Source organism: Streptomyces sp. NPDC041970, assembly GCF_055588985.1.
Window position 1 is genome coordinate 50,089 of record NZ_JBVJCD010000018.1, and the last position, 25,148, is coordinate 75,236.

A 25,148-nucleotide genomic window follows, 5' to 3' on the forward strand; every position below is an offset into this window, starting at 1 on the left:
CCGGACTCTCTCTTTCACTTGCAGGGGTGCTGATGACCAAGGAATCCCCCGGCTCCATAACCGGGGCCAGACGCGCGGCGCGTATCGCGGCCGCGGCGGGCCTCGCGGCCGCACTCGCCGCCTCCGGAGCCGCTCCGGCCTTCGCGGCCGAGGACCCGGCTCCGGCCCCGGTCAAGCCGGCCGCCGCGAGCGGTCCGGGCGACAAGCTCGGCGAGGCCGACGCGGACCTGCTGGCCAGGGCCGAGGCCAAGGGCGAGAAGAACGTCACCCTGATGGTCGCCACCACGCCGGGGGCCACCGAGCAGGTCGCCGCGCAGTTGGACGCCGTCAAGGGGTCCCTGCCGGGTCGGACCTACGACCGGCTCGGCTACGTCCGGGCGACGGTCCCGACCCGCACCGCCGAGGCCACCATCAAGGCGGCCTCCAAGCTCACGTCCGTCCTCGGCATCGATCTCAAGCAGGAGATCAAGCTGGACGACCCGACGCCCGCGGGCGACCGGGCCGCCGCGGCGAAGCCGGCCAGGGCCACGGGCGACTACCCGGCGCCGGACAGGACGACGCCGGCGAAGAACCCGTACAACCCGTCGTTCGAGACGGGCGCGGTGGACTTCGTCGAGAAGCACCCGGAGGCCGACGGCCGCGGGATCACCATCGGCGTCCTGGACTCCGGCGTCGACCTCGGCCACCCGGCCCTGCGGAAGACCACCACCGGCGAGCGCAAGATCGTCGACTGGGTGACCGCGACCGACCCGGTCACCGACGCCGACGGCACCTGGCTGCGGATGGACCAGGCCGTCACCGGCCCGACGTTCACCTCCGGCGGCAAGACCTACGCGGCGCCCGCGGGCTCGTACCGGTTCGCCACGTTCGGGGAGGCGGCCACCACCGGCGGCGACATGGCGGGCGACCTCAACCGCGACGGCGACACCACCGACGTCTGGGGCGTGCTGTACGACCCGGTCACCGGCGCCACGCGGGTCGACCTGAACGAGAACGCGGACTTCACCGACGACACGGCCCTCAAGCCGTACAAGGAGAAGTTCCAGGTCTCCCACTTCGGCGAGGACGACCCGCGCACCGAGGTCGTCGAGCGCATCCCGTTCGTCGTCGAGACCCGCAGGAACGTGGTCCACAACGCGGCGGGCGACAAGGCCGACTTCGTCAACATCGGCGTCATCGAGGGCTCGCACGGGACGCACGTCGCGGGCATCACCGCGGCCAACGGCCTGTTCGGCGGCGAGATGGACGGTGCCGCCCCCGGCGCCAAGATCGTCTCCTCGCGCGCCTGCACCTGGTCGGGCGGCTGCACCAACATCGCGCTGACCGAGGGCATGATCGACCTCGTCGTCAACCGCGGCGTCGACATCGTCAACATGTCGATCGGCGGCCTGCCGCCGCTGAACGACGGCAACAACGCCCGCGCCGAGCTGTACAAGCGCCTGGTCGACATCTACGGCGTGCAGCTCGTCATCTCCGCCGGCAACAGCGGTCCGGGGCTGAACACCATCGGCGACCCCGCGCTCGCCGACCACGTGATCTCGGTCGGCGCGTCGATCTCCCGGGAGACCTGGGCCGCCAACTACGGCTCCAAGGTCACCAAGAAGTACGACATGCTGCCGTTCTCCTCGCGCGGTCCGCGTGAGGACGGCGGCTTCGCGCCGGTCCTCTCGGCTCCGGGCGCGGCCATCAACACCACCCAGACGTGGGCGCCGGGCGGTCCGGTCAAGGAGGCGGGCTACGCCCTGCCGGCCGGCTACTCCATGCTCCAGGGCACCTCGATGGCCTCCCCGCAGGCCGCGGGCGCCGCGGCGCTGCTGCTGTCGGCCGCGAAGCAGAAGGGCATCGAACTGCCCCCGGCCGACCTGCGCTCTGCGCTGACCAGCACCGCCTCCCACATCGAGGACGTGCCCGCGCACGTCCAGGGCTCCGGGCTGATCGACATCGTCAAGGCGTGGAAGCAGATCGCCAAGCAGGGCACGCCCGCCCACGAGTTCTCGGTGAAGGCCCCGGTCGACACCGCGATCGACTTCGCGCTCAAGGAGCCGGGCTTCGGCACCGGCCTCTACGACCGCGAGGGCGGCCTGAAGGCCGGCGAGAGCAAGGTCTACGACGTCGTCGTCACCCGCACCACCGGCCCGGACCGCCCGGTCCAGCACCGGTTGTCGTGGAAGAACAACGGCGGCGCGTTCGAGCTGAGCAGCCCCCAGTACGTCTCGCTGCCGCTGGACGAGCCGGTCAAGGTGAAGGTCAGGGCGCAGGCCCCGGCCGCCGGGGTGCACAGCGCCATCCTCCAGGTCGACGACAAGAAGACCGCCGGGGTGGACCACCAGATCATGACCACGGTCGTGGTCGCGCAGGAGCTGGAGCAGCCCGGCTACGCCGTCAAGGCGTCCGGCTCGGTCCGGCGCAACGGCACCACGTCGTACTTCGTCGACGTGCCGGAGGGCGCGAAGACCCTCGAGGTCGCCCTCAGCGCACTGCGCTCGGGCAGCCAGACCCGGTTCGTCGCCCTGCACCCGTACGGGACGCCGGTCGACCCGACCTCCACGGTCAACTGCTACGCGAACTACGAGTACCCGGCCAACACCTGCCGCCCGGACGCGCGTTCCTACAAGGACCCGCAGCCCGGCGTGTGGGAGATCGAGGTCGAGTCGCGCCGTACGTCGCCGCTGCTGGACAACCCGTACAAGCTGGACGTCTCGCTGCTCGGCGTCACCTTCGACCCGGCGGTGCAGACCATCGCCGAGGCGAAGATCGGCGCTCCGGCGGCGGTGGACTGGAAGGTCACCAACACCGCGGCGGCGCTGCGCGGCAAGCTCGCCGGCGGTTCGCTGGGCTCGGCCAAGGTGGCCCGGCCGACCATCTCCACGGGCCAGTCGCAGCAGACCACGGTGACCATCGGCGCGGGCGTCGAGAAGCTCGACGTCGCCGTCGGGGGCACTTCGGACGCCAACGCCGACGTCGACCTGTACGTCTTCCGGGGCGCGACGGAGGTCGGCAGCTCGACCACCGCCGGCTCCGAGGAGTCGGTCAGCCTGGTCAAGCCCGCCGCGGGCACGTACACGATCGTCGTCGACGGCTACTCGGTCCCCTCCGGGAGCACCGCGTACGACTACCGCGACGTGTACTACGCGGCGTCGCTCGGCACGATCAAGGTCGACGCCGCGAAGACCGTGGACCTGGCCAACGGCGCGTCGGCGCGGGTCGGCGCGGAGGTCGTGGTCGCCGGGGCCGCCCCCGAGGGCCGGCAGTTCTTCGGCGAGGTCCGGCTGGTCAACTCCCGCGGCACCGCCGCGGGCGCCGGCAGCGTCGTGATCGGCAAGGTCGCGCCGTAGCGGAACCCACCCGAACGACGGCGGGGCAGGCGCTCTCACGAGCCCCTGCCCCGCCGTGCGTGTCCCTCGTCACAGCCCGCCCGCCGCGTCGAAGATGTTCTGCTCCCGGCACGCGGGCACGGCAGAACCTGCGGCCCCCGGACGGAGAGCCCGCAGGTCGGACAATGGATTGGACAAGGTGGGCCAGGACATACGCATCATGGAGCGCCAAGCGGACCACCCAGACGCACACACCCAAGGAGTCCTCGTGAAGGTCGGAATCGTCGGCGCCACCGGTCAGGTCGGCACTGTCATGCTCACAATCCTGGCCGAGCGCGGGTTCCCGGTCGACGAGCTGCGGCTGTTCGCCTCCGCCCGGTCCGCGGGCTCCACGATCGACTGGAAGGGCACGGACGTCACCGTGGAGGACGCCTCCGCGGCCGACTACACCGGGCTGGACATCGTCCTGTTCTCCGCCGGCGGCGCGACCTCCAAGGCGCTGGCCGAGAAGGTCGCGGCCCAGGGCGCCGTCGTGATCGACAACTCCTCCGCCTGGCGCAAGGACCCCGAGGTCCCCCTCGTCGTCTCCGAGGTCAACCCGCACGCGGTCCGGGTCCGCCCCAAGGGCATCATCGCCAACCCGAACTGCACCACCATGGCCGCGATGCCCGTGCTGCGCCCGCTGCACGACGAGGCCGGCCTCCAGGCGCTGACCGTCGCCTCCTACCAGGCGGTCTCCGGCTCCGGGGTCGCCGGCGTCGCCGAGCTGCACGGCCAGGCCGCCAAGGTCGTCGCCGAGGCCGACAAGCTCGCCCACGACGGCGAGGCCGTGGCCTTCCCCGAGCCGACCGTCTACCGCCGCCCGATCGCCTTCAACGTGGTCCCGCTGGCCGGCTCGATCGTGGACGACGGCTCGTTCGAGACGGACGAGGAGCAGAAGCTCCGCAACGAGTCCCGCAAGATCCTGGAGATCCCGGAGCTGAAGGTCTCCGGCACCTGCGTGCGGGTCCCGGTCTTCTCCGGCCACTCCCTCCAGATCAACGCCCGCTTCGCCCGGCCGATCGCCGTCGAGCGCGCGTACGAGCTGCTGAAGGACGCCGAGGGCGTCGAGCTCTCGGAGATCCCGACCCCGCTCCAGGCGGCCGGCAAGGACGTCTCCTTCGTGGGCCGCATCCGGGTGGACGAGACGGTCGAGAACGGTCTCGCGCTCTTCGTCTCCGGCGACAACCTCCGCAAGGGCGCGGCGCTGAACGCCGTGCAGATCGCGGAGCTGGTGGCGGCCGAGCTGAAGGGCTGACCCGCCGCCGTACGCGGACGGAGCAGGGGCGGCCACCGGTGTCCGGTGGCCGCCCCTCCGCGTGCCCGCCGGCGCAGGGGGCGTCCTCCCCCGGCGGCACGGGAGACGGAGATCGCGCGGGGGGCGCGGTCCGTGGAAGGATGGCCGAAAACGCCGCATATCAAGTCGCACCCTAGGAGATGACCGCGTGCCTGGCACGAATCTGACCCGCGAAGAGGCACAGGAGCGGGCGCGCCTGCTGACCGTGGACGCGTACGAGATCGACCTCGATCTCTCCGGAGCGCGGGAGGGCGGCTCCTACCGGTCCGTGACCACCGTGCGCTTCGACTGCGCCGAGGCGGGCGCGGAGTCCTTCATCGACCTGGTCGCCCCGGCCGTCCACGAGGTCGTGCTGAACGGCAAGGACCTGGACGTGGCCGCCGTCTTCCGCGACGCGCGGATCAGGCTGCCGCACCTGCGCGAGGGCGCCAACGAGCTGAAGGTCGTCGCCGACTGCTCGTACACCAACACCGGCGAGGGCCTGCACCGGTTCGTCGACCCGGTCGACGAGCAGGTCTACCTGTACACGCAGTTCGAGGTCCCGGACGCCCGGCGGGTGTTCGCCTCGTTCGAGCAGCCGGACCTGAAGGCCACGTTCCGGTTCACCGTGAAGGCCCCCTCCGGCTGGACGGTCGTCTCCAACTCCCCGACGCCCGAGCCGAGGGACGACGTCTGGGCGTTCGAGCCGACGCCGCGCATCTCCACGTACATCACGGCGCTCATCGCCGGCCCGTACCACAGCGTGCACAGCAGTTACGAGAAGGACGGCCAGACCGTCCCGCTCGGCATCTACTGCCGCCCCTCGCTCGCGGAGTACCTGGACGCGGACGAGATCTTCGCCGTCACCCGGCAGGGCTTCGCCTGGTTCCAGGAGAAGTTCGCCTACGCCTACCCGTTCGCCAAGTACGACCAGCTCTTCGTCCCCGAGTTCAACGCGGGTGCGATGGAGAACGCGGGCGCGGTCACCATCCGCGACCAGTACGTCTTCCGCTCCAAGGTGACGGACGCGGCGTACGAGGTGCGGGCCGAGACCATCCTGCACGAGCTGGCCCACATGTGGTTCGGCGACCTCGTCACGATGGAGTGGTGGAACGACCTCTGGCTCAACGAGTCGTTCGCCACCTACACCTCGATCGCCTGCCAGGCGGACGCCGAGGGCTCCAGGTGGCCGCACTCCTGGACCACGTTCGCCAACTCCATGAAGACCTGGGCCTACCGGCAGGACCAGCTCCCCTCCACGCACCCGATCATGGCGGACATCCGGGACCTGGACGACGTCCTGGTCAACTTCGACGGCATCACGTACGCCAAGGGCGCCTCGGTGCTCAAGCAGCTCGTGGCCTACGTCGGCAAGGACGCGTTCTTCGAGGGCGTGCAGGCGTACTTCAAGGCGCACGCGTTCGGCAACACCCGCCTGTCGGACCTGCTGGGCGCGTTGGAGAGGACCTCCGGGCGCGATCTGCGGACCTGGTCGCGGGCGTGGCTGGAGACGGCCGGCATCAACGTCCTGCGCCCGGAGATCGCGACCGACGAACACGGCCGCGTCACCTCCTTCGCCGTGCTCCAGGAGGCCCCGGCGCTGCCCGCCGGCGCGAAGGGCGAGCCGACGCTGCGCCCGCACCGGATCGCCGTCGGCTGCTACGACCTGGACGCGGACGGCAAGCTGGTCCGCACGGACCGGATCGAGCTGGACGTCGACGGCGAGCGCACCGCGGTGCCGTTCCCGGCGGACACGCGCCGCCCGGCGGTCGTCCTGCTCAACGACGACGACCTCTCCTACGCCAAGGTCCGCCTGGACGAGGAGTCGCTGCGGGTCGTCACCGAGCACCTGGGCGACTTCGCCGAGTCGCTGCCGCGCGCCCTGTGCTGGGCCTCGGCCTGGGACATGACGCGCGACGGCGAGCTGGCGACGCGCGACTACCTCGCGCTGGTGCTGGCGAACATCGGCAAGGAGACGGACATCGGCGTCGTGCAGTCGCTGCACCGCCAGGCGAAGCTGGCGGTGGACCTGTACGCGGCCCCGGAGAGCCGGGAGAACGCGCTCAACCGGTGGACCGAGGCGACCCTGGCCCACCTGCGCGCGGCCGAGCCGGGCAGCGACCACCAGTTGGCGTGGGCCCGCGCCTTCGCGGCGACCGCCCGCAACCCGCAGCAGTTGGACCTGCTCCAGTCGCTGCTGGACGGCACGGACGCGATCGAGGGCCTGAGCGTCGACACCGAGCTGCGGTGGGCGTTCGTCGAGCGGCTGGCCGCGGCCGGGCTGCTGGACGAGGAGGAGATCGCCGCCGAGTACGAGCGCGACCGGACGGCGGCGGGCGAGCGCCACGCGGCCACCGCTCGTGCGGCGCAGCCCTCCGAGGAGGCCAAGGCGCGGGCGTGGGCCTCGGTCGTGGAGTCCGACACGCTGCCCAACTCGCTCCAGGAAGCGGTCATCAGCGGCTTCGTCCAGTCCGACCAGCGCGAGCTGCTGGCCCCGTACACGGAGAAGTACTTCGCCTCGGTGAAGGGCGTCTGGGACGCGCGCAGCCACGAGATGGCCCAGCAGATCGCGGTGGGCCTCTACCCGGCCCTCCAGGTCTCCCCCGAGACGCTGGAGGCCACCGACGCCTGGCTGGCGTCGGCCGAGCCGAGCGCGGCGCTGCGCCGGCTGATGTCGGAGTCCCGGTCCGGGGTGGAGCGCGCCCTGAGGGCCCAGGCGGCGGACGCGGCGGCGGCCACCGCGTAACCGGCGGCGCACCCCTGGGGGCGCCTCCTCCGCCGCGGCGGAGGAGGCGCCCCTTCTTCGCGGTGCGCGGCGGGTGGTGGCCGCCCGGCGGGCGGCGCGTGAGCGCGGCCGTCCGCCGGGCGGGGTCGGGGCCCCGAGGGGCGGGTTACGGGGTCACGCGCCGGACTCCTCGTGGCGCCGGGCCAGTTCGGCCGCGCCGGAGTCGGTGAGGACGCCGTGCAGCCGCATCCGGGCCACCCCGCCGTCGGGGAAGGCGTCGAGGCGGACGTGGGTGGCGACGGCCTCGGCGGGCAGCACGAAGCGGTGGAGGGTGTCGGGCTGGAGGCGGGTGCGCGGGAGGATCTCGAACCATGCGCCGTCGTCGCCGTCGCGGCCCTGGAGGGCGAACCAGCCCGCGGAGTTGCCCTTGAGGTAGGCGGTGTCGATCTCGACCGCGCGCAGAGCGCCCTGGGCGGCCAGCCGGAAGCGGACCCAGTCGTTGGTGTCGCGGACCCGGCGGCGGCGGTTCTCCCAGCCGTCGTCCATCTTGCGTGAGGTGCCCGGCAGGATGATCTGGGTGGGCGAGGAGTAGAAGCGGTCGGAGGCGTCCTCGCAGCGGCCGCCGTTGAGGACCGAGACCAGGTCGACGGTGGAGAGCGCGGCGAGCCACGCCGGGTCGGGGACGACCTCGCCGTGCACGCGCAGGCGGGCGATGCCGCCGTCCGGGTGCTGGCAGAGGCGGAGGTGGGTGCGGCGGCGGCCGTCGGTGATCGCGAAGGCGTTGGCGGCGTGGCCGCGCACGGGGGTGGGCGGAAGGATCTCCTCCCACTTCACGTCGTCGGCGAGCAGGTCCTCGGGGCTCGGGGCGCCCTCCACGCAGGCGGCCTGCACCGACACGCGCTGCGGGTAGTTGCCGCGGAAGTGGGCGGTGTCCACGATCAGGCCGCGCACGATGCCGGGGGCGCCGAGGCGGACGATCGCCCAGTCGTGCTCCTCGGGGGCGGGGAAGGGGTGGTCGGCGTCCGCGCCGCGGCGGCGGCGGGTCTCCCAGCCGTCCATGATCTTGCCCTTGTGCCCGAAGCGCTCGGGGTCGAAGACGGCGCGCCCGCGGAGCAGCAGGTTCTCGCGCTCGGCGAAGAACTCGTCGTTGGCGGCGATCACGCCCGCGCCCAGGCGGCGGTCGGCGAGGTCGACCAGGTCGGTGAAGGGGAGGTCCCCGGCCGCGCGGTAGTCGGCGTAGGGGTCGCCGCCGCCGTAGGGCGCGGCGTCGTTGGCGTGGGGGTCGGTGTCGGGGTCCGGGGATGCGGTCTCGCTCGCGTCGAAGGTCATGCCCTCACCTTCGGACCGCGCGACCCGTCAGGTCCATCGAAAGTTTCCGCACATACCGTTCAGCTCCGCCGAACGATCGGGCGGCGGTGGTGCGCGGTCGTGGACACGTCGGTACGTCGTACGGGCGCGGCGCTGTGCGCTCGGGGACACGCCGTACCGCCGGCGGTCGCCCCGTGCGGACGGTGGCGCGCCGTGGACACGCCGTACGGGCGGGGGTGCGCGGTCGCGGACACGTCGGTACGCCGTACGGGCGGGGGGCGCGGCCGCGGACACGTCGGTACGCCGTACGGGCGCGGTGGTGCGCGGTCGTCAGGACGCGGCTCGGCCGAACGCCCGCGCGGCCCGCGCGAGCGCTCCGAGGACCCGTGCCACCGCGGGCCCGTCCTCCGCCCCGTGCCGGACGGCCGCCAGCACGTGGCGGCGGGGCTGGTCGGCTTCCAGCACCCGCATCACCACGCCCTCGCGGCGCTCCCGCGACGCCATGCGGGGGACGAGCGCGACGCCCATGCCCGCCTCGACGAGGGCGAGGATCGCGGGCCACCCGGCGGCGCTGTGGGCCTGCTCGGGGACGAAGCCCGCCGCCTCGCAGGCGGCGGTGGTGATCTCGGACCAGGGCCCGGAGCCGCCGAAGATCCACCGCTCGGCCGCCAGGTCGGCCAGGCGCAGCGCGGGCGCGGCGGCCTGGGGGTGGTCGGCGGGGAGCGCCACGTCCAAGGGGTCGGTCAGCAGGGGGAGCAGGGTGAGGCGGGGGTCGCGGGCGGTCGGCGCGTGCGCGGCCAGGGAGAGCGCCACGTCCACCTCGCCCGCGGTGAGCAGGTCGTACGCCTGCGCCGCCTCGGCCTCCCGCACCCGTACGTCGGGGCCGGGCCGGTCCTCGGCGCGCAGCAGTCGGACGGCGGGCACGACGAGCACGGGCACGGCCGTGGAGAACGCGCCGACCCGCACCTCGCCCGCCTCGCCGCGCAGGTAGCCGGTCAGTTCGGCGTCGGCCCGCTCCAACTGGGCGAAGACCGCTTCGGCGTGGCGCAGGACGAGGTGGGCGGCGTCGGTGAGGCGGACCCGGCGGCCCTGGGGCTCCAGGAGCGGCACCCCGAGCTGCCGGGCCAGGTTGCCGAGCTGCTGGGAGACCGCGGACGGGGTCATCGACAGGGCGCGGGCGGTCGCCGTGACGGTGCCCCGGTCGCGCAGGGTGCGCAGGACGCGGAGCTTCTTGACGTCCCACTCGGTCATGGGCGCGACCTGCCGGGAGCGCACCGGCGGAGCCGGCGCGCGGCGGGGCGGGCGGCCCGCACGGGGCCGGACGCGCGGATGCGCCGCGCGGCGACTGCCACCGGCGGCGCACCCGTCGTGCGTGTGGGGGTCAGACCTGCTTCTTGGACTTGTCCAGGACCATGACCAGCGCCGTGATCACCAGGAACAGGCCGATGGGCGCGACGACGTAGAGGCCGATGGTCTCCATCGCGCTCAGACCCGTACCCGGATCGTCACCGTCGTCGCGCGTGAGCGCGAGGGCCGGGGCCGACATGAGCAGCATCATCAGCGTCGTCCCGGCCGCGACGGCGCCGGCGCGCATAGCGTTCTTCTTGTCCACGGTGCCAACGTAGCGAACGGCTAGCGGCCCCGCTCGGCCGGGGGTGCCGTACGGGCGTCCCCGCGGCGCAGGACCTCCATCAGCGTGTGCAGCCGGCGGGAGGAGGCGATCTCCTCCAGGGTGACGGGGCGGCCCTCGGCGTCGGCGATCGGCAGCCGCCAGTTGGGGTACTGGTCCCAGGTGCCGGGGAGGTTCTGCGGGCGGCGGTCGCCCACGGCGTCGGGGAGCCAGACGCCGGTCATCAGGGCGGGCGTGGACCGCAGGAAGCGGTGGACGGCCCGGACGGCGGCCTCCTCGTCGCCGGGGCCCTCCGGGAGCATCCGCAGCCGGGCGAGGAGGGCCAGCCAGGCGGCGGTGTCGGTGGCGTCCTCGGCCAGCTCCTCGGCGAGCGGGCGGGTGAGCAGGCCCAGCCGGTGGCGCAGCGCCACGTGGTCGCCGGTCAGCCGGGCGGCGGTGGAGGGCAGGTCGTGGGTGGTGGCGGTGGCCAGGCAGTCCCGGCGCCACTGCTCGGGGGCCAGCGGGCGGCCGTCGCCGTCCCAGTCGCGTTCGAACCAGAGCACCGAGGTGCCGAGCACCCCGCGCCGGGCGAGCGCCTCGCGGACGCCGGGCGCGACGGTGCCCAGGTCCTCGCCGACGACGACGGCGCCGGCCCGGTGGGCCTCCAGGACGAGGACGGCGAGCATCGCCTCGGAGTCGTGGGCGACGTACGTGCCGTCGGTGGGCGGGCGGCCCTCGGGCACCCACCAGAGCCGGAACAGGCCCATCACGTGGTCGATGCGCAGGGCCCCGGCGTGGGCCAGCAGTCCGCGCAGCAGCCCCCGGTAGGCGGCGTACCCGGTCGCGGCGAGGACGTCGGGGCGCCAGGGCGGCAGGCCCCAGTCCTGGCCTCGGGCGTTGAACGCGTCGGGGGGCGCGCCGACGGACATGCCGTGGGCGAAGGCGTCCTGCTGGGCCCAGGTGTCGGCCCCGGTCGGGTGCACGCCGACGGCGAGGTCGTGGACGATCCCGATGGGCATCCCGGAGTCCTCGGCGGCCCGTTGGGCGGCGGCGAGCTGGGTGGCGGTCAGCCAGGCGAGGCGGCAGTGGAAGTCGACCCGGTCCAGCAGTCCGGAGCGGGCGCGGGCGGTCTGCGGGGAGCGGGGGTCGCGCAGACCGGCGGGCCAGGTGCGCCAGTCGGGCCCGTGCACCTCGGCGAGCGCGCACCACAGGGCGTGGTCCTCCAGCGCCTGGCCCTGCTCGGCCAGGAAGTCGCAGTAGGCGGCGCGGCGGCCGGGGGTGAGCGGGACCCGGACGACCAGCTCCAGGGCCTGGCGCTTCAGCTCCCAGACGGCGTCGCGGTCGATCAGCGCGCCCTTGTTCAGCACGGCGTCGCTGAGCGCGGCGGCGTCCTGGCGGAGGTCGTCCAGCACGGCCCGGTCGCGGACGTGCCCGTACTCCGGGATGGACTCCACGTGCAGGTGGACGGGGTCGGGGAAGCGGCGCGAGGAGGGGCGGTAGGGGGACGGGTCGGTGGGGCGGCCGGGAACGGCCGCGTGCAACGGGTTGACCTGGACGAACCCGGAGCCGAGGGTGCGCCCGGCCCAGGCGGCGAGGTCGGCCAGGTCGCCGAGGTCGCCCATGCCCCAGGAGCGGGCGGAGAGCAGGGAGTAGAGCTGCACCAGGAAGCCGTGGGACCGCCCGGCCGGCTGCGGGGCGCGGGGAGGGGCGACGACGAGGGTGGCGGCGGCCCGGCGCTGGTCCGGCGTACGCACGTGCATCCGGTGGACGCCCAGGGGCGGCGCGCTCCACCAGGCGGGGAGGACGGCGGTGGGGGGCAGGGCGGCGTCGGGGGCGGGGCCGCCGGGCGCGGGGGTGCTGGAGGCGCGGCCTCCCGGCGCGGGGCTTGCGGCGGGGGCGGGGGTTGCGGGGACGGGGCTCCCGGACGCGGGGCTTCCGGCGGGCGCGGGGGCGCTTGCGGCGCGGCCTCCCGGCGCGGGGGGTGCGGAGGCACTGATTCCGGACGCGGGGGCGCTGGAGTCGGGGCCTCCGGCGGGCGCGGGGCCTCCGACGGAGGCGGGGGTGGCGGAGGCGGAGGCGGAGGCGGAGGCGGAAGCGGAGGCGGAAGCGCCGGACGCGGAGGCACTGGAGACGCGGCCTCCGGGCGTGCGGCCTCCGGCGGGGGCGGAGGTGCTGGGCGCGGGGCTCGCGGGCGCGGCACTCCCGGACGCGGGGGCGCTGGAGCCCCCGGACACGGAGGCGTCGGAGACGGAGGCGTCGGGCGCGGCGCGTCCCACGGCAGCGGACCGGGCGGCCCCGAACGCCGGGAGGACGGTCGCGGGCGCCCCGGCCGCGAGCGCCGGCGCCCCGGCGACTCCGGGCGCTCCGGGCGCGTCCTCGGTGCCCGGCCCCGGAACCGGTACGACCGCGCGGGCCGCGGCGCTCGCCCGTACGCGCATCCTCAGCGGGGCGGGGGCCCGGTCGGCGGGGCGGCCAGGGGCCTCGAACGGCTCCGGCTCGACCGTGACGGTCGAGCCGGAGGGCAGATCGGTCAGCGCGGGCGGCAGCGGCTCACCGGCCCAGACCACCACGGTCGGCGGCAGCAGGCGCGAGCGGGACTCCGCGGCGGCGAGGCACTTCCGTACGTCCGCCGGAGTGCCGGCGTCCACGCCCAACGCGGCGAGCACGGCGACGACCGTGTCGTCCGGGACGGACACCGTGACATCCGGCGACGGGGAGTAGGAGGTGGCGACACCGTGCAGTGCGGCGAGCCGGGACAAGCCCATTCAGACTCCAGGGAACTCCATGCCCCCCGCGACGCCGGGGGCGGTCGGCTCGCTGGTGAGAGGGGCGACGGCGGCGAGCGGGGGCTCGCTCGTGAGAGGGGTGGCATCGGCGAGCGGGGGCTCGCTGGTCAGGGGCGCGGCGTCGGCGAAGGAGAAGGCGCCGAGCTGGAGGGAGACGTCGGCGAGCGGGGGGCCGCTGATCAGGTAGGCGATGTCGGCGAGCGGCGGTTCGCTGGTCAGGGGCGCGGAAACGGCCTGGTCGGGTACCTGTTTGGAGAGGGCGGAGAGCAGGAGCTGCGCGGAAGCGGGCATGGTGGCCTCCTGGCCGTGGAGAACAGGACACAGCAGCCCTACCCAGCTCTGGTGACCGCAGACATGGACGTGGCGCAGGCGTCATGGCAACGAGCACAACGTGCTCGGGGTCACATTCCGTTCCCCCACACGCCAGGTATGAGCCGTTTTCAGCCAGTCTCGGCCTCCTCTCACGACGCTCACGGCCCACCGGTCCCGAAGGTGCCACCATGGCTCCCACTCCCGGCGAATCCGTCATAACGGCCGTGCGCGTTGACACCCCCTCATCTCGGCGAGTGGGCTCGCGTTCCGCCGCGGAGCGACCACCGGTGGTCCGGGGCGCCGGGGCGAGCGGCCCTGGGGACTCCGTCAGGAAGGGGAGCGCGGCGTGCGGATCGGGCGCAGAGGACAGGCGGCGGTCGTGGCCCTCGCCCTGCTCGGCGGCCTGCTCGCACCGGTCGCGTCGGCGGCCGCGGCCGCTCCCTCCGCCCCCGATCGCCCCTCCGCCCGTTCCGCCACGCCCCCCGCGCCCGCCCGCTCCACCGACCGCCCGGCCGCCCGTTCCGCCGCCCCCGCCGCCCCCGCCGCTCCCGGCCGCCCCGCCCCCGCCCGCCCGCCGTCCGTGTGGCCCCGGCCGCAGAGCATCGAGACCACCGGGCCCGCCGTGCCGCTCGGCGTCGAGGCCACCCTGCTCGCCGCCCCGGACGCCGACCCGTACGCCGTGCGGCAGGCGCGCTCCGTCCTGCGCGGGGCGGGCGTGCGGACGCTGCACGAGCGCGCGCCGGGGCGCGGGCCCGTCGTCCGCCTCGGCGGTCCGGGCGCCGGCGAGGCGCTGCGGGCCCTGGGCGCGTCCGAGCGGGCGGACCTGCCCGCGGGCGGGTACCGGATCGCGGTCGGCGAGGTCGGCGGGCGGCCCACGGCCGCGCTGGACGGGGTCGGCGCGGACGGCCTCTTCCACGCCGTCCAGACCCTGCGCCGACTCGTCGCCCGCGGCGCGGTGGCGGGCGTCACGGTGCGGGACTGGCCGGGAACCGCCGTACGCGGCATCGTCGAGGGGTTCTACGGACAGCCGTGGACCCACGAGGAGCGGCTCGCCCAGCTCGCCTTCCTGGGACGCACCAAGCAGAACCACTACCTGTACGCCTCGGGCGACGACCCCTACCGGTCGGCCCGTTGGCGCGATCCGTACCCGGCCGACCGGCGCGCCGACCTCCGGGCGCTGGCGCGGAAGGCGCGCGCCGAGCACGTGACGCTCGGCTGGGCGGTCTCCCCCGGCCAGGCGATGTGCATGGCCTCCGACGCGGACGTCCGGGCGCTGACGGAGAAGATCGACGCCATGGGGGCGCTGGGCGTCCGCGCCTTCCAGCTCCAGTTCCAGGACGTCAGCTACAGCGAGTGGCACTGCGACCTGGACGCGGAGACCTTCGGCAGCGGCCCCGAGGCGGCGGCCCGCGCGCAGGCACGGGTGGCGGGCGCGGTCGCCCGGCACCTGGCCGAACGGCGCCCGGAGGCCGCCCCGCTGTCGGTGCTGCCGACGGAGTTCTACCAGGACGGGGCCACCGCCTACCGCACCGCGCTGGCGGCCGAGCTGGACGCGCGGGTGCAGGTGGCCTGGACCGGCGTGGGGGTCGTGCCGAGGACCATCACCGGGGCGGAGCTGGCCGGGGCCCGTGACGCCTTCCGCCACCCGCTGGTGACGATGGACAACTACCCGGTCAACGACTACGCCCCGGACCGCGTCTTCCTGGGCCCCTACACCGGCCGGGAGCCGACGGTGGCGTTCGGTTCGGCGGCGCTGCTGGCCCATGCGATGGAGCAGCCCTCCGCCTCCCGCGTTCCCCTGTTCACCGCCGCCGACTTCGCCTGGAACCCACGGGGCTACCGCCCCGACGCGTCCTGGCGGGCCGCGGTCGCGGACCTGGCGGGCGGCGACGCGGAGGCCGGGGAGGCGCTGCTGGCGCTCGCGGGCAACAGCGCGGCCTCCGTGCTCGGCGCGCGGGAGTCGGCCTACCTCCGGCCCCTGATCGACGCCTTCTGGAGCACCCGCGCGGCCGACGCACCCGCCCGCGCCCGCGCGGCGGACGGGCTGCGCGCCGCCTTCACCGTGATGCGGCGGGCCCCCGAGCGGCTGCGGACGCCCGCGGACGGACGGCTGGCGGACGAGGTCCGTCCGTGGACCGGGCAGTTGGCCCGCTACGGCCGGGCCGGCGAGCTGGCCGTGGACCTGCTCCGGGCCCAGGAGTCCGGGGACGGGGCGAGCGCCTGGCGCGCCCAGTTGGCCCTGGAGCCGCTGCGCGAGGAGATCGCGGCGAGCGGGGCGAGCGTCGGCACGGGCGTGCTCGACCCCTTCCTGGACCGGGTGGCGCGGACCGCCGACGGCTGGAACGGCGTCGACCGCTCCTCGGGCCGGGTCGCGCGGGACGCGCACGGCCATACGGTCCGGCTGGCGGCGGCCCGCCCGGTGCAGGCCGTCACGGTGCTCGCCGAGCCCGGACCCGGCGCGGCCGGCGGGGTCGTGGAGGCCCATGTGCCCGGTGAGGGGTGGCGGACGCTGGGGCGGCTCTCGCCCAGCGGCTGGACCCACCGGGCGGTGGAGGGCGTGCGGGCGGACGCGGTGCGCGTCACCGCGGAGCGCACCGCCCCGCCGCCCTGTCTGAGCCCCCCGCACGCCGGGCCGCCCTCCCCGGCCGCGGACGCCCCTCGGGTGCGCGCCCTGGTGCCGTGGTTCGGTGACGAACCGCCCGCCACGCTCCACCTGGAGAGCGGCGAGACGGACGCGGAGATCGGCGGCGGCACCCGGCGGGTGGAGGCACGGCTGGCCGGGCGGCGTCCGGTCGAAGTCGAGGGCAGGCTGACCGCGAAGCCCCCGCGCGGCATCGAGGTGCGGGTCCCGGAGCGGACGACGGTGCCGCGCGGGTCGCGTACGGAGGTGCCCGTGGACATCACCGTCCCGGCCGACACCCCGGTGGGCGCGTACGAGGTGCCGCTCGCCTTCGGCGGCCAGGAGTCCACGCTGACCGTGCGGGCCTTCCCGCGTACGGCGGGGCCCGATCTGGCGCGTACGGCGAGAGCCTCGTCGTCCGGGAACGAGACCCCCGACTTCCCGGCCCGGGCCGCCGCGGACGGTGATCCCGCCACCCGGTGGTCCTCGCCGGCGGAGGACGGGGCCTGGTGGCAGATGGAGCTGCCGCGGCCGGTGCGGCTGGGCCGTACGGTGCTGAGCTGGCAGGACGCGTACGCCTCCCGCTACCGCGTGGAGGTCTCCGCCGACGGCCGCACCTGGCGCACCGCCGCGCGGGTCGTCGACGGCCGGGGCGGCCGGGAGTCGGTCCGGATGGACGCGCCGGACACCCGGTTCGTCCGGGTGCGGGGCGAGAGCCGGGCGACCCGGTACGGCTACTCCCTCTGGTCGGTGGAGGCGTACGCGGTCGCCGAGTGACCGCGTACGGGCGCCGCGGGCCCTCCTCGCCTCGTGCCGGGGCCCGCGGGCCCCGGCACGTACGCCCCCGCCGCCGTCGCTCCTCACCGCCCCGCCCCGTCCCCGCACGCACCGGATCCCGCCCCCCGATCCGGCCCGATCCCGTCGGGAGACCGCAGGGGCTCAGGCGGACACGCCGTCGATCCGGGCCATCACGTCGTCCGCGCCGAACGGCTGCAGATACGGCAGCCAGCGCGGGTCGCGGTGCCCGGTCCCGATGATCCGCCAGGCCAGGCCGGTCGGCGGGGCGGGCGGGTGGAGCAGCCGCCAGCCCAGCTCGGGCAGGTGGCGGTCGGCCTTGACGTGGTTGCAGCGGCGGCAGGCCGCCACCACGTTGTCCCAGACGTGCTGTCCACCGCGGCTGCGCGGGATGACGTGGTCGACGCTGGTCGCGGCGGCCCCGCAGTACATGCAGCGCCCGCCGTCCCGAGCGAACAGGGCCCGCCGCGTCAGAGGGACGGGCCCCCGGTAGGGGACCCGGACGAAGCGCTTGAGCCGGACCACACTGGGCGCGGGCACGGCTCGGGTGGCACTGTGCAGGAAGGCGCCGGACTCCTCCAGGCAGATCGCCTTGTTTTCGAGGACGAGCACGAGCGCGCGGCGGAGCGGTACGACGCCGAGCGGCTCGTACGACGCGTTGAGGACGAGGACGTGCGGCACGGTGGATGCCTCCTTGTACGCCGGCGGCGCGTGGCTCGCGCCGGGACGATCCGATCTCAGTCTCTCCTCAGCCCTGGTCGAAGCGCCACCACGTACGGGTAACGGGCCGGAAGGATTTTCCTCGCTCCCCGCACCGTGCGGCGTACGGCCGGCGTCGGGCCGCTGCTCCACCGGGGCGAACCCGTGCGTGGTGCGACCGGCCCCGGCGGGGCGTCCCGGTGAGACACGTCTCTCCTCCCGCGACGGCGGGGATCGACTCCCTGGGCTTCGTTAGTGTTGAAGGCACCCGTCGTCCCCTGGAGGTCCCTATCGTGCACCTGTCCGCTCTTCTGGCCGCAGCTCCCTCGCCCGAGCCGGCCGGCTCGCTGGGCGAAGCCGCCGAGCAGGCCGGGAACGCCGCGGGCTGGGTAGAGGAGAACTGGTCCACCTGGCTGAGCACCGGGCTGCGCATCCTGCTGATCGTGGCGGTCGCCATCACGCTGCGCTACCTGATCCGGCGCGCCCTGACCAACCTGATCGAGCGCATGAACCGCAGCGCGCAGGCGGTGCAGGGCACCGCGCTCGGCGGGCTGCTGGTGAACGCGGAGCGCAGGCGTCAGCGCTCGGAGGCGATCGGTTCGGTGCTGCGCTCGGTGGCCTCGTTCCTGATCATGGGCACGGCCGCGCTGATGGTCCTGGGGGCCTTCAAGATCAACCTGGCGCCGCTGCTGGCCTCGGCCGGTGTCGCGGGCGTGGCCCTCGGCTTCGGCGCCCGGAATCTGGTCACCGACTTCCTCTCCGGCGTCTTCATGATCCTGGAGGACCAGTACGGGGTCGGGGACACCATCGACGCCGGGGTGGCCTCCGGCGAGGTCATCGAGGTGGGGCTGCGCGTCACCAAGCTGCGCGGCGACAACGGCGAGATCTGGTACGTCCGCAACGGCGAGGTGAAACGGATCGGCAACCTCAGCCAGGGCTGGTCCACCGCGGGCGTCGACGTCACGGTGCGCCCCACGGAGGACCTGGACCGCGTGCGCGAGGCGATCGGCGCGGCCGCCGAGACGATGACGAAGGAAGAGCCCTGGTCGGAGCGGCTGTGGGGCCCGGTGGAGGTGCTCGGCCTGGACGCGGTGCAGTTGGACTCGATGACGGTCCGGGTCACCGCCAAGACGATGCCGGGCAAGGCGCTCGGCGTGGAGCGCGAGCTGCGCTGGCGCATCAAGCAGGCGCTGGACGAGGCGGGCATCCGGATGGTCGGCGTGCTCCCCCAGACGGAGTCCGCGGACCCCGCCGACCCGACGGCCGGCGTGGCCGCCCCCTCCGCCTACGCCTCGGCGACCTCCCCGCAGTCCCTGGCGACGACGCCGATACCGCCGACGAACCTGAACAAGCCGTAGCTCCGTACGCGGAAGAGGACGCCCCTGCCGAACCGGCGGGGGCGCTTTCCGTGGTCGGGCCGCTCACCCCCGGATTCCTGTCCTGCGGCTCGCTCACCCCCGGCTCCGTCACCCCGGCTTCCCCACCCCCGGATTCCTGTCCTGCGGCTCGCTCACCCCCGGCTCCCTCGCCCCGGCTTCCTCGCCCCGGATCCCTCACCCCCCGGCTTCCTCACCCCCTACTTCCCCGCCGCACGCCGAGCGGATCTCCTCCAGCAGCTCCGGGCAGCGCTCGCCGTACGTGCGCACCGCGTGCCACACCGCGTCCAAGGCCGCCGTGAGCGGCGCGGGCCCGGCGGCGGCGAGCACGGCGGGGAGCGCGAAGTGCGGCTGCGAGATCAGCCGGGGGGCGGTCGGCGGGCGGGCGCCGTACGCGACCACGTGGATGGCGTCCGCCCCGCCCGCGCCCGGCGCCGCCCCCTCGCCGCCGGGCGGCGCCGGCGCGACCGTCCCCAGCGGCCGGCCGAGCCCAGGCCGCCGCGCCCCGGCGCCGTCCGCCCGCGTGTCCGGGCCCCGCGTGGGCCCGGACGCCGTCGGAGGCGTCGGCGGGCGGTAGGGCGGCCGCTCGGGGGGCGTCGCCTCGCGCACCGAACGCTCGGGGACGCGGGGGTCGGTGCGCAGGGCCTTCCACATCCGGGCGGTGTCGTCGAACGGCTGGGGCAGCGGACGCCCCCGCTCCAACGCGGTGAGCGCATCGGCGACCCAGGGGACGCCGGTCAGGCCCGCCGCCTCGCAGGCCCGCCGGGCGGCCAGCGACGCCACCGCGCGCCGGGTCTCGGGGCCCGCGGCCCCGAGGGCGTGCACCAGGTCGCTGTCGAAGCGGAGCAGACCGGACACGTTGCCGCCCGCGCCGCGCAGCTCCTCGCTCGGCAGCCGCCCGCCCCACTCCCACCGCTCGCGGTGCAGCCGCCGCTCCTCCGCGGCCCGCTCCTCCGCCCGGCGGGCCAGGCGCGCGGCCTCGGCGCGCTGCTCGGGCGTGGGCGGAGGCGGCAGCGCGCGGGCGTGGCGGCGCCTGGTCGCGGCGGCCCGCGACGCCTCGCGGACCACGCGGTCCGGGCCGGGCGGCGCGGGCCAGAACTGGAGGAGATAGCTGTCCGCCGGCGGGGACCCGGCCCCGCGGGTGTCGCGGGCGCGCCCCTCGTCCATCCCTCGGGCGCAGTACCGCACCCGGTGGTCGGTCCGGGCGAGGTCCAGGTCCCACACGGCCTCGCCCGCCCACTGCACCAGACTCGTGCGTTCCGACAGCGGCCGGAAGGACGCCTCCACCACGTCCTCCCAGTCCGGGTCCAGGGCCGGGGCCTCGTCGTGGACCTCCACGACGAAGCCGACGCGGCCCGTGTGCAACCCGGTGACGAGGTGGAGCGCCCCCGCGACGGCCGCCCCGCACAACCCCTGGCTCTGGCCCGCGAACGCCTCGGAGGCGTCCGCGGCCCCGCCGGCCGGATCGCTCTCGACGTAGATCTGTCCGTAGTGGACGTGCACCTCGCCCGCGACCGGTACGCGCACGGCAACCCCCCCTGCTCCCGACGGCTTGGCCCCGCTGCGGGGCGGGCCGTCACTGGGGCCCATCATGGTGCGACCCACTGACAACGGGGACGCCGCCGACGGCCCCCGCCCCCGCGCGGCGCCGCCCCGTGCGGCCGTTGTCCCGCCAAGGTGGTCAGATAACGCTTTGATTGCCGGACGGGGGGCACCCATTGACGGTGCGGTGACCTGCGCCCTACCGTCCTCTCACCAAATAGGAAACTTTCCTAACAGAGTTTCCTGACAGAGGGCGGTGCATCCACCATGGCGGGAACCACTCCGGGCCAGCCCGGCACACCCGGCGTACCGGGGACCCCGCGGGTGCTGCGCGCCATGAACGACCGCGCCGCCCTGGATCTGCTGCTGGAGCACGGGCCGCTCTCCCGGACCCGGATCGGGAAGCTGACCGGCCTCTCCAAGCCCACCGCCTCGCAGCTCCTGGCCCGGCTGGAGGCGGCCGGCCTGGTCGTCGCCACGGGGACCAGCGGAGGACGGCCCGGACCCAACGCCCAGCTCTACGCGGTCAACGCGCGCGCGGCCCACGTGGCCGGACTCGACGTGAACGCCCGGCGCATCGCCGCCGCCGTCGCGGACGTGGCCGGGGCGGTGGTCGGGGAGTTCGTGCTGGCGACGCCGGGCCGGCGCACCGACAGCGTGGTGCGGCAGGTCGCCGACGCGCTGGACGGCGCGGTGAAGGAGGCCGGGCTGACCCGCGCCGACGTGCACCGGCTCGTCATCGGCACCCCCGGAGCGTTCGACCCCGGCACCGGGCGGCTGCGCTACGCCTCGCACCTGCCCGGCTGGCACTCCCCCACCCTGCTGGACGAGCTGGCCGCGTCCCTGCCGATGCCGGTGGAGTACGAGAACGACGTCAACCTCGTCGCCGTCGCCGAGCAGCGCCTGGGCGCGGCCCGCGGCCACCGGGACTTCGTCCTGCTGTGGAACGAGGACGGCCTGGGCGCCGCCCTCGTCATCAACGGGCTGCTGCACCGGGGCTTCACCGGCGGCGCGGGCGAGGTCGGTTTTCTGCCGGTGCCGGGCACCCCGCTCGTACGCAAGGTCGTCCAGGCCAACAGCGGCGGCTTCCAGGAGCTGGCGGGCGCCCAGGCGGTGCCCCGGCTCGCGCGGGAGCTGGGCATCGACGCCCCGCAGCAGCCGTACGCCGCGGTCGCCACCGAGCTGCTGGCACGGGCCGCCGAGGCGTACGAGCGGGACGAGGCGCTGACCAGCCTGCTGCGGCAGTACGCCCAGCGCCTGGCGACCGGGCTGGCCTCCGTCACCGCCGTCCTGGACCCCGGTCTGATCGTCCTCTCCGGGGGCGCGGTCGCCGCCGGCGGCGAGGCCCTCCGGTCCCTGATCCAGTCGGAACTCGCCGAGCTGGCCGCCTCGCGGCCGCGTCTGGTCGTCGGCGAGATCGACCGCACCCCCGTGCTGCGCGGAGCCCTGGAACGGGCCCTCGCCGACACCCGCGACGAAGTGTTCGACACCTCGCGCTGACCCGTACACGCCTTCCTCGCCCGCCGTCCGCCACCCCTGCCTCTGGGAGCTTCGTCATGCGCACAAGCCGTCTCACCACCACCGCCGTCGCGGTCGCCGCGGTCTCGGTGCTCGCCACCGCGTGCACCGGCCAGAGCGAGGCCGGAGCCTCCGACGACCCGAACGCGAAGACCACGATCAACTTCTGGCACGGCTGGAGCGCACCCGCCGAGGTCAAGGCGGTCCAGGAGAACATCGAGCGGTTCGAGAAGGCCCACCCGAACATCACGGTGAAGGTCTCCGGCAACATCAACGACGACAAGCTCAACCAGGCCCTGCGCGCGGGCGGCTCCAACGGGCCCGACGTGGTCTCCTCCTTCACCACCTCCAACGTCGGCAAGTTCTGTTCCTCCGGCGCGTTCGCCGACCTGAAGCCGTTCATCGAGAAGTCCGAGCTCGACCTGGAGAAGACCTTCCCGAAGGTCCTGCTCGACTACACCCAGTTCGAGGGCAGGCGCTGCGCCCTGCCGCTGCTCACGGACGCCTACGGCCTCTACTACAACAAGGACGCCTTCGAGAAGGCCGGGGTCACCGCGCCGCCGAAGACGATGTCGGAGCTGGTCAGCGTGGCGAAGAAGCTGACGGTCAAGAAGGGCGACGGCTACCAGCAGCTCGGCTTCATGCCGAACTTCCACGGCTACGAGACCGTCGCCGACCACTACCTGTCGTCGTGGGAGCACAAGTACTTCGACGAGAACGGCAAGTCCAACATCGCCAAGGACCCGGCGTTCGCGGAGATGTTCACGTTCCAGAAGAAGTTCGTCGAGGAGCTGGGCGGCTACCAGCGGCTGGAGAAGTACCGCGGCACCTTCGGCGACGAGTGGGGCGCCAAGCACCCGTTCCACACCGGCCAGGTGGCCATGCAGCTCGACGGCGAGTGGCGGCTCGGAATGGCCCTGGACGCCAAGGTCCCGTTCGAGATCGGCGTCGCGCCGATGCCCGTGGCGGACGACGAGGCCGACAGCTACGGCAAGGGCTTCCTCTCCGGCACCATCGTCGGCATAGCCCCGGCCAGTAAGAAGCAGAACGCCGCCTGGGAGCTGGTCAAGTACATGACCAGCGACACGGAGGCGGTCGTCCAGTTCGCCAACGGCATCCGCAACGTGCCCTCCACCCTCGCCGCGCTGAAGTCGCCCGACCTGAAGTTCGACCCCCGCTTCAAGACCTTCCTGGACATCGCCCAGCACCCGAAGTCCAACACCCCCGACGGGGCCGTCAACGGGTCGACGTACCAGCAGACCCTCCAGGACTTCGGCTACCAGTACGAGAAGGGCGCGGTGAAGGACCTGAAGGCCGGTCTGGAGAAGACCGCGCGGCAGATCGACACCGACATCGCCAAGGCCAAGTAGCCCTCCGATGACGACGCACACACTCCGCTCCAAGCGCCGCAGGTCGGCACTGCGCACCGCGGCCTTCATGTCGCCGTGGCTGATCGGGTTCTCGTTCTTCTTCGCGTACCCGATGGTCTCGACGGTCTACTTCTCGTTCACGCAGTACGACGGGTTCGGCGCCCCGTCCTTCAACGGGCTGGCGAACTGGACGTACGTCTTCCAGGACTACCCGATGTTCTGGCCGTCGCTGCGCAACACGCTGTGGCTGGTGCTCGTCATGGTCACCTGCCGGGTCGTCTTCGGACTCGGCGTCGGCCTGCTGATCACCAAGATCAAGACGGGGACCGGGGTCTTCCGGACCCTGTTCTACCTGCCCTTCCTGGCCCCGCCGGTGGCCGCCACCCTCGCCTTCGTGTTCCTGCTCAACCCCGGCACCGGGCCGGTCAACGCGATCCTCGGGGACCTGGCGCTGCCGGCGCCGGGCTGGTTCAACGACGCCGCCTGGTCCAAGCCGGCGCTCACCATGCTCGCGGTCTGGGGCATCGGGGACCTGATGGTCATCTTCATGGCCGCGCTGCTGGACGTGCCGACCGAGCAGTACGAGGCGGCCGAGCTGGACGGCGCGTCCGCCTGGCAGAAGTTCCGCTTCGTGACCCTGCCGAACATCTCGCCCATCGTGCTGTTCGCGGTGGTCACCGGCGTCATCCAGGCGATGCAGTACTACACGCAGCCGCTCGTCGCCGGGAAGGTCGCCTCCGGGGTCATCGGCGGCTCCGGCCAGGCATTCGAACCCGGCTATCCCGACAAGTCGACACTGACGCTCCCCCAGCTCGTCTACAACCTCGGCTTCCAGCGCTTCGACTACGGCGCCGCCTGCGTCGTCGCCCTCATCCTGTTCGCCCTGGCCATGGCCTTCACCGCGCTGCTCATGCGGGGCCGCAACAACCTGATCCAGGCCGGTGACTGAGCCATGACCGACATCCTCGACAAGCCCGCCGCGGCCGCCGCCCCGGCGGCGGAACCGCCCACGCCCGCCGAGCGCACCGCCCGGCGCAAGGCGCTGCTGCACTGGATCGCCGTGCACTCGCTCGGCATCGCGGCCGCGCTGTTCTTCGTGCTGCCGTTCGTCTTCGTGGTGCTGACCTCGCTGATGAGCGACCAGCAGGCGCTGACCCGCGACCTCACCCCCGACACCTGGGAGTGGGGCAACTACACGAAGGTGTTCGAGACCCCCGGATTCCTGATCTGGTGGCGCAACACCCTGCTGTACGCGGGCGTCGGCACCGTGCTCACCGTGGTGTCGTCGATCCCCGTGGCGTACGCGCTGGCCAAGTTCCGCTTCCGCGGCCGCAGGCTCTCGCTGATGCTCGTCATCTCGATGATGATGCTGCCGCCCCAGGTCGTCATCATCCCGATGTACCTGTTCTGGGCGAAGCAGATGGACCTCTCCGGGACGCTGTGGCCGCTGATCATCCCGATGGCGTTCGGCGACGCGTTCTCCATCTTCCTGCTGCGGCAGTTCCTGCTGACGATCCCGAACGAGTACCTGGACGCGGCGAAGGTGGACGGCTGCGGCGAGTTCCGCACGCTGGTCAAGGTGGTGCTGCCGATGGCCAAGCCCGGCATCGCCGCCATCGCCCTCTTCCAGTTCTTCGCCGCCTGGAACGACTACTTCGGACCGCAGATCTACGCCTCCGAGAACCAGGCCGCCTGGACGCTCAGCTACGGCCTGGAGTCCTTCAAGGGCGCGCACCACACCGACTGGAATCTGACCATGGCCGCGACCGTCCTGGTCATGGCCCCCGTGATCGCCGTCTTCTTCTTCGCCCAGAAGGCGTTCGTCGAAGGCGTCACACTGACCGGAGTGAAGGGCTGAC

Annotated in this window: 16 protein-coding genes; 9 read left to right on the forward strand and 7 right to left on the reverse strand. The window is 74.1% G+C overall.

Annotation, left to right across the window (positions count from 1 at the left end; genetic code table 11):
* Window positions 1-32 precede the first annotated feature (32 nt).
* The 3 genes from ACZ6EJ_RS12250 to pepN all read left to right on the forward strand — a co-directional run bounded on the left by ACZ6EJ_RS12250 (window position 33) and on the right by pepN (window position 7,375).
* Window positions 33-3,335, forward strand: coding sequence for a S8 family serine peptidase (locus tag ACZ6EJ_RS12250; RefSeq protein WP_469266599.1), 3,303 nt, complete (start codon window positions 33-35; stop codon window positions 3,333-3,335).
* 247 nt (window positions 3,336-3,582) lie between these two features.
* Window positions 3,583-4,611 (forward strand): aspartate-semialdehyde dehydrogenase, encoded by a 1,029-nt coding sequence (locus ACZ6EJ_RS12255; RefSeq protein ID WP_469266600.1) that lies wholly within the window; start codon window positions 3,583-3,585, stop codon window positions 4,609-4,611.
* 187 nt (window positions 4,612-4,798) lie between these two features.
* Window positions 4,799-7,375 (forward strand): aminopeptidase N, encoded by a 2,577-nt coding sequence (gene pepN, locus ACZ6EJ_RS12260; RefSeq protein ID WP_469266602.1) that lies wholly within the window; start codon window positions 4,799-4,801, stop codon window positions 7,373-7,375.
* Between the two features lie 153 nt (window positions 7,376-7,528).
* Here the strand turns inward: pepN and alc are convergent, their stop codons facing one another.
* The 5 genes from alc to ACZ6EJ_RS12285 form a co-directional block, all read right to left on the reverse strand.
* A complete protein-coding gene (gene alc / locus ACZ6EJ_RS12265; protein WP_469266604.1) occupies window positions 7,529-8,683 on the reverse strand; it encodes an allantoicase in 1,155 nt (384 codons plus the stop codon).
* A 309-nt stretch (window positions 8,684-8,992) separates the two neighbouring features.
* Complete coding sequence (locus ACZ6EJ_RS12270; RefSeq protein WP_469266605.1) at window positions 8,993-9,913, reverse strand: LysR substrate-binding domain-containing protein; 921 nt, start codon at window positions 9,911-9,913, stop codon at window positions 8,993-8,995.
* Window positions 9,914-10,043: 130 nt separating this feature from the next.
* Window positions 10,044-10,274, reverse strand: coding sequence for a hypothetical protein (locus tag ACZ6EJ_RS12275; RefSeq protein WP_469266606.1), 231 nt, complete (start codon window positions 10,272-10,274; stop codon window positions 10,044-10,046).
* Window positions 10,275-10,294: 20 nt separating this feature from the next.
* Window positions 10,295-13,036 (reverse strand): 4-alpha-glucanotransferase, encoded by a 2,742-nt coding sequence (gene malQ, locus ACZ6EJ_RS12280; RefSeq protein WP_469266608.1) that lies wholly within the window; start codon window positions 13,034-13,036, stop codon window positions 10,295-10,297.
* Window positions 13,037-13,348 carry a hypothetical protein gene (locus ACZ6EJ_RS12285; RefSeq protein WP_469266610.1) on the reverse strand — a complete coding sequence of 104 codons (312 nt, stop codon included), beginning with the start codon at window positions 13,346-13,348 and terminating at the stop codon, window positions 13,037-13,039. It abuts the gene before it with no gap.
* Between the two features lie 367 nt (window positions 13,349-13,715).
* Between ACZ6EJ_RS12285 and ACZ6EJ_RS12290 the strand changes: the two genes are divergently transcribed.
* On the forward strand, window positions 13,716-16,766 hold the full coding sequence (locus ACZ6EJ_RS12290; protein WP_469266612.1) for a beta-N-acetylglucosaminidase domain-containing protein: 3,051 nt from the start codon (window positions 13,716-13,718) through the stop codon (window positions 16,764-16,766).
* A gap of 162 nt (window positions 16,767-16,928) precedes the next feature.
* Here the strand turns inward: ACZ6EJ_RS12290 and ACZ6EJ_RS12295 are convergent, their stop codons facing one another.
* Window positions 16,929-17,465, reverse strand: coding sequence for an HNH endonuclease (locus ACZ6EJ_RS12295; protein WP_469266614.1), 537 nt, complete (start codon window positions 17,463-17,465; stop codon window positions 16,929-16,931).
* 311 nt (window positions 17,466-17,776) lie between these two features.
* Here ACZ6EJ_RS12295 and ACZ6EJ_RS12300 point away from each other — a divergent pair, with 311 nt between their 5' ends.
* A complete protein-coding gene (locus ACZ6EJ_RS12300) occupies window positions 17,777-18,841 on the forward strand; it encodes a mechanosensitive ion channel family protein (RefSeq protein WP_469266616.1) in 1,065 nt (354 codons plus the stop codon).
* 195 nt (window positions 18,842-19,036) lie between these two features.
* Here ACZ6EJ_RS12300 and ACZ6EJ_RS12305 read toward each other — a convergent pair whose 3' ends face one another.
* Window positions 19,037-20,386: a hypothetical protein gene (locus ACZ6EJ_RS12305; protein WP_469266618.1), complete on the reverse strand. Its 1,350-nt coding sequence runs from the start codon at window positions 20,384-20,386 to the stop codon at window positions 19,037-19,039.
* 282 nt (window positions 20,387-20,668) lie between these two features.
* Here ACZ6EJ_RS12305 and ACZ6EJ_RS12310 point away from each other — a divergent pair, with 282 nt between their 5' ends.
* Genes ACZ6EJ_RS12310 through ACZ6EJ_RS12325 form a run of 4 tightly spaced genes read left to right on the forward strand, consistent with a single transcriptional unit; the run spans window position 20,669 to window position 25,147 of the window.
* A complete protein-coding gene (locus tag ACZ6EJ_RS12310; RefSeq protein ID WP_469266619.1) occupies window positions 20,669-21,901 on the forward strand; it encodes an ROK family transcriptional regulator in 1,233 nt (410 codons plus the stop codon).
* A 56-nt stretch (window positions 21,902-21,957) separates the two neighbouring features.
* Window positions 21,958-23,289 (forward strand): ABC transporter substrate-binding protein, encoded by a 1,332-nt coding sequence (locus ACZ6EJ_RS12315; RefSeq protein ID WP_469266620.1) that lies wholly within the window; start codon window positions 21,958-21,960, stop codon window positions 23,287-23,289.
* 7 nt (window positions 23,290-23,296) lie between these two features.
* Window positions 23,297-24,238, forward strand: a complete 942-nt coding sequence (locus ACZ6EJ_RS12320; RefSeq protein WP_469266621.1) for a carbohydrate ABC transporter permease — start codon at window positions 23,297-23,299, stop codon at window positions 24,236-24,238.
* Window positions 24,239-24,241: 3 nt separating this feature from the next.
* Window positions 24,242-25,147: a carbohydrate ABC transporter permease gene (locus ACZ6EJ_RS12325; protein ID WP_469266622.1), complete on the forward strand. Its 906-nt coding sequence runs from the start codon at window positions 24,242-24,244 to the stop codon at window positions 25,145-25,147.
* Window position 25,148 lies beyond the last annotated feature (1 nt).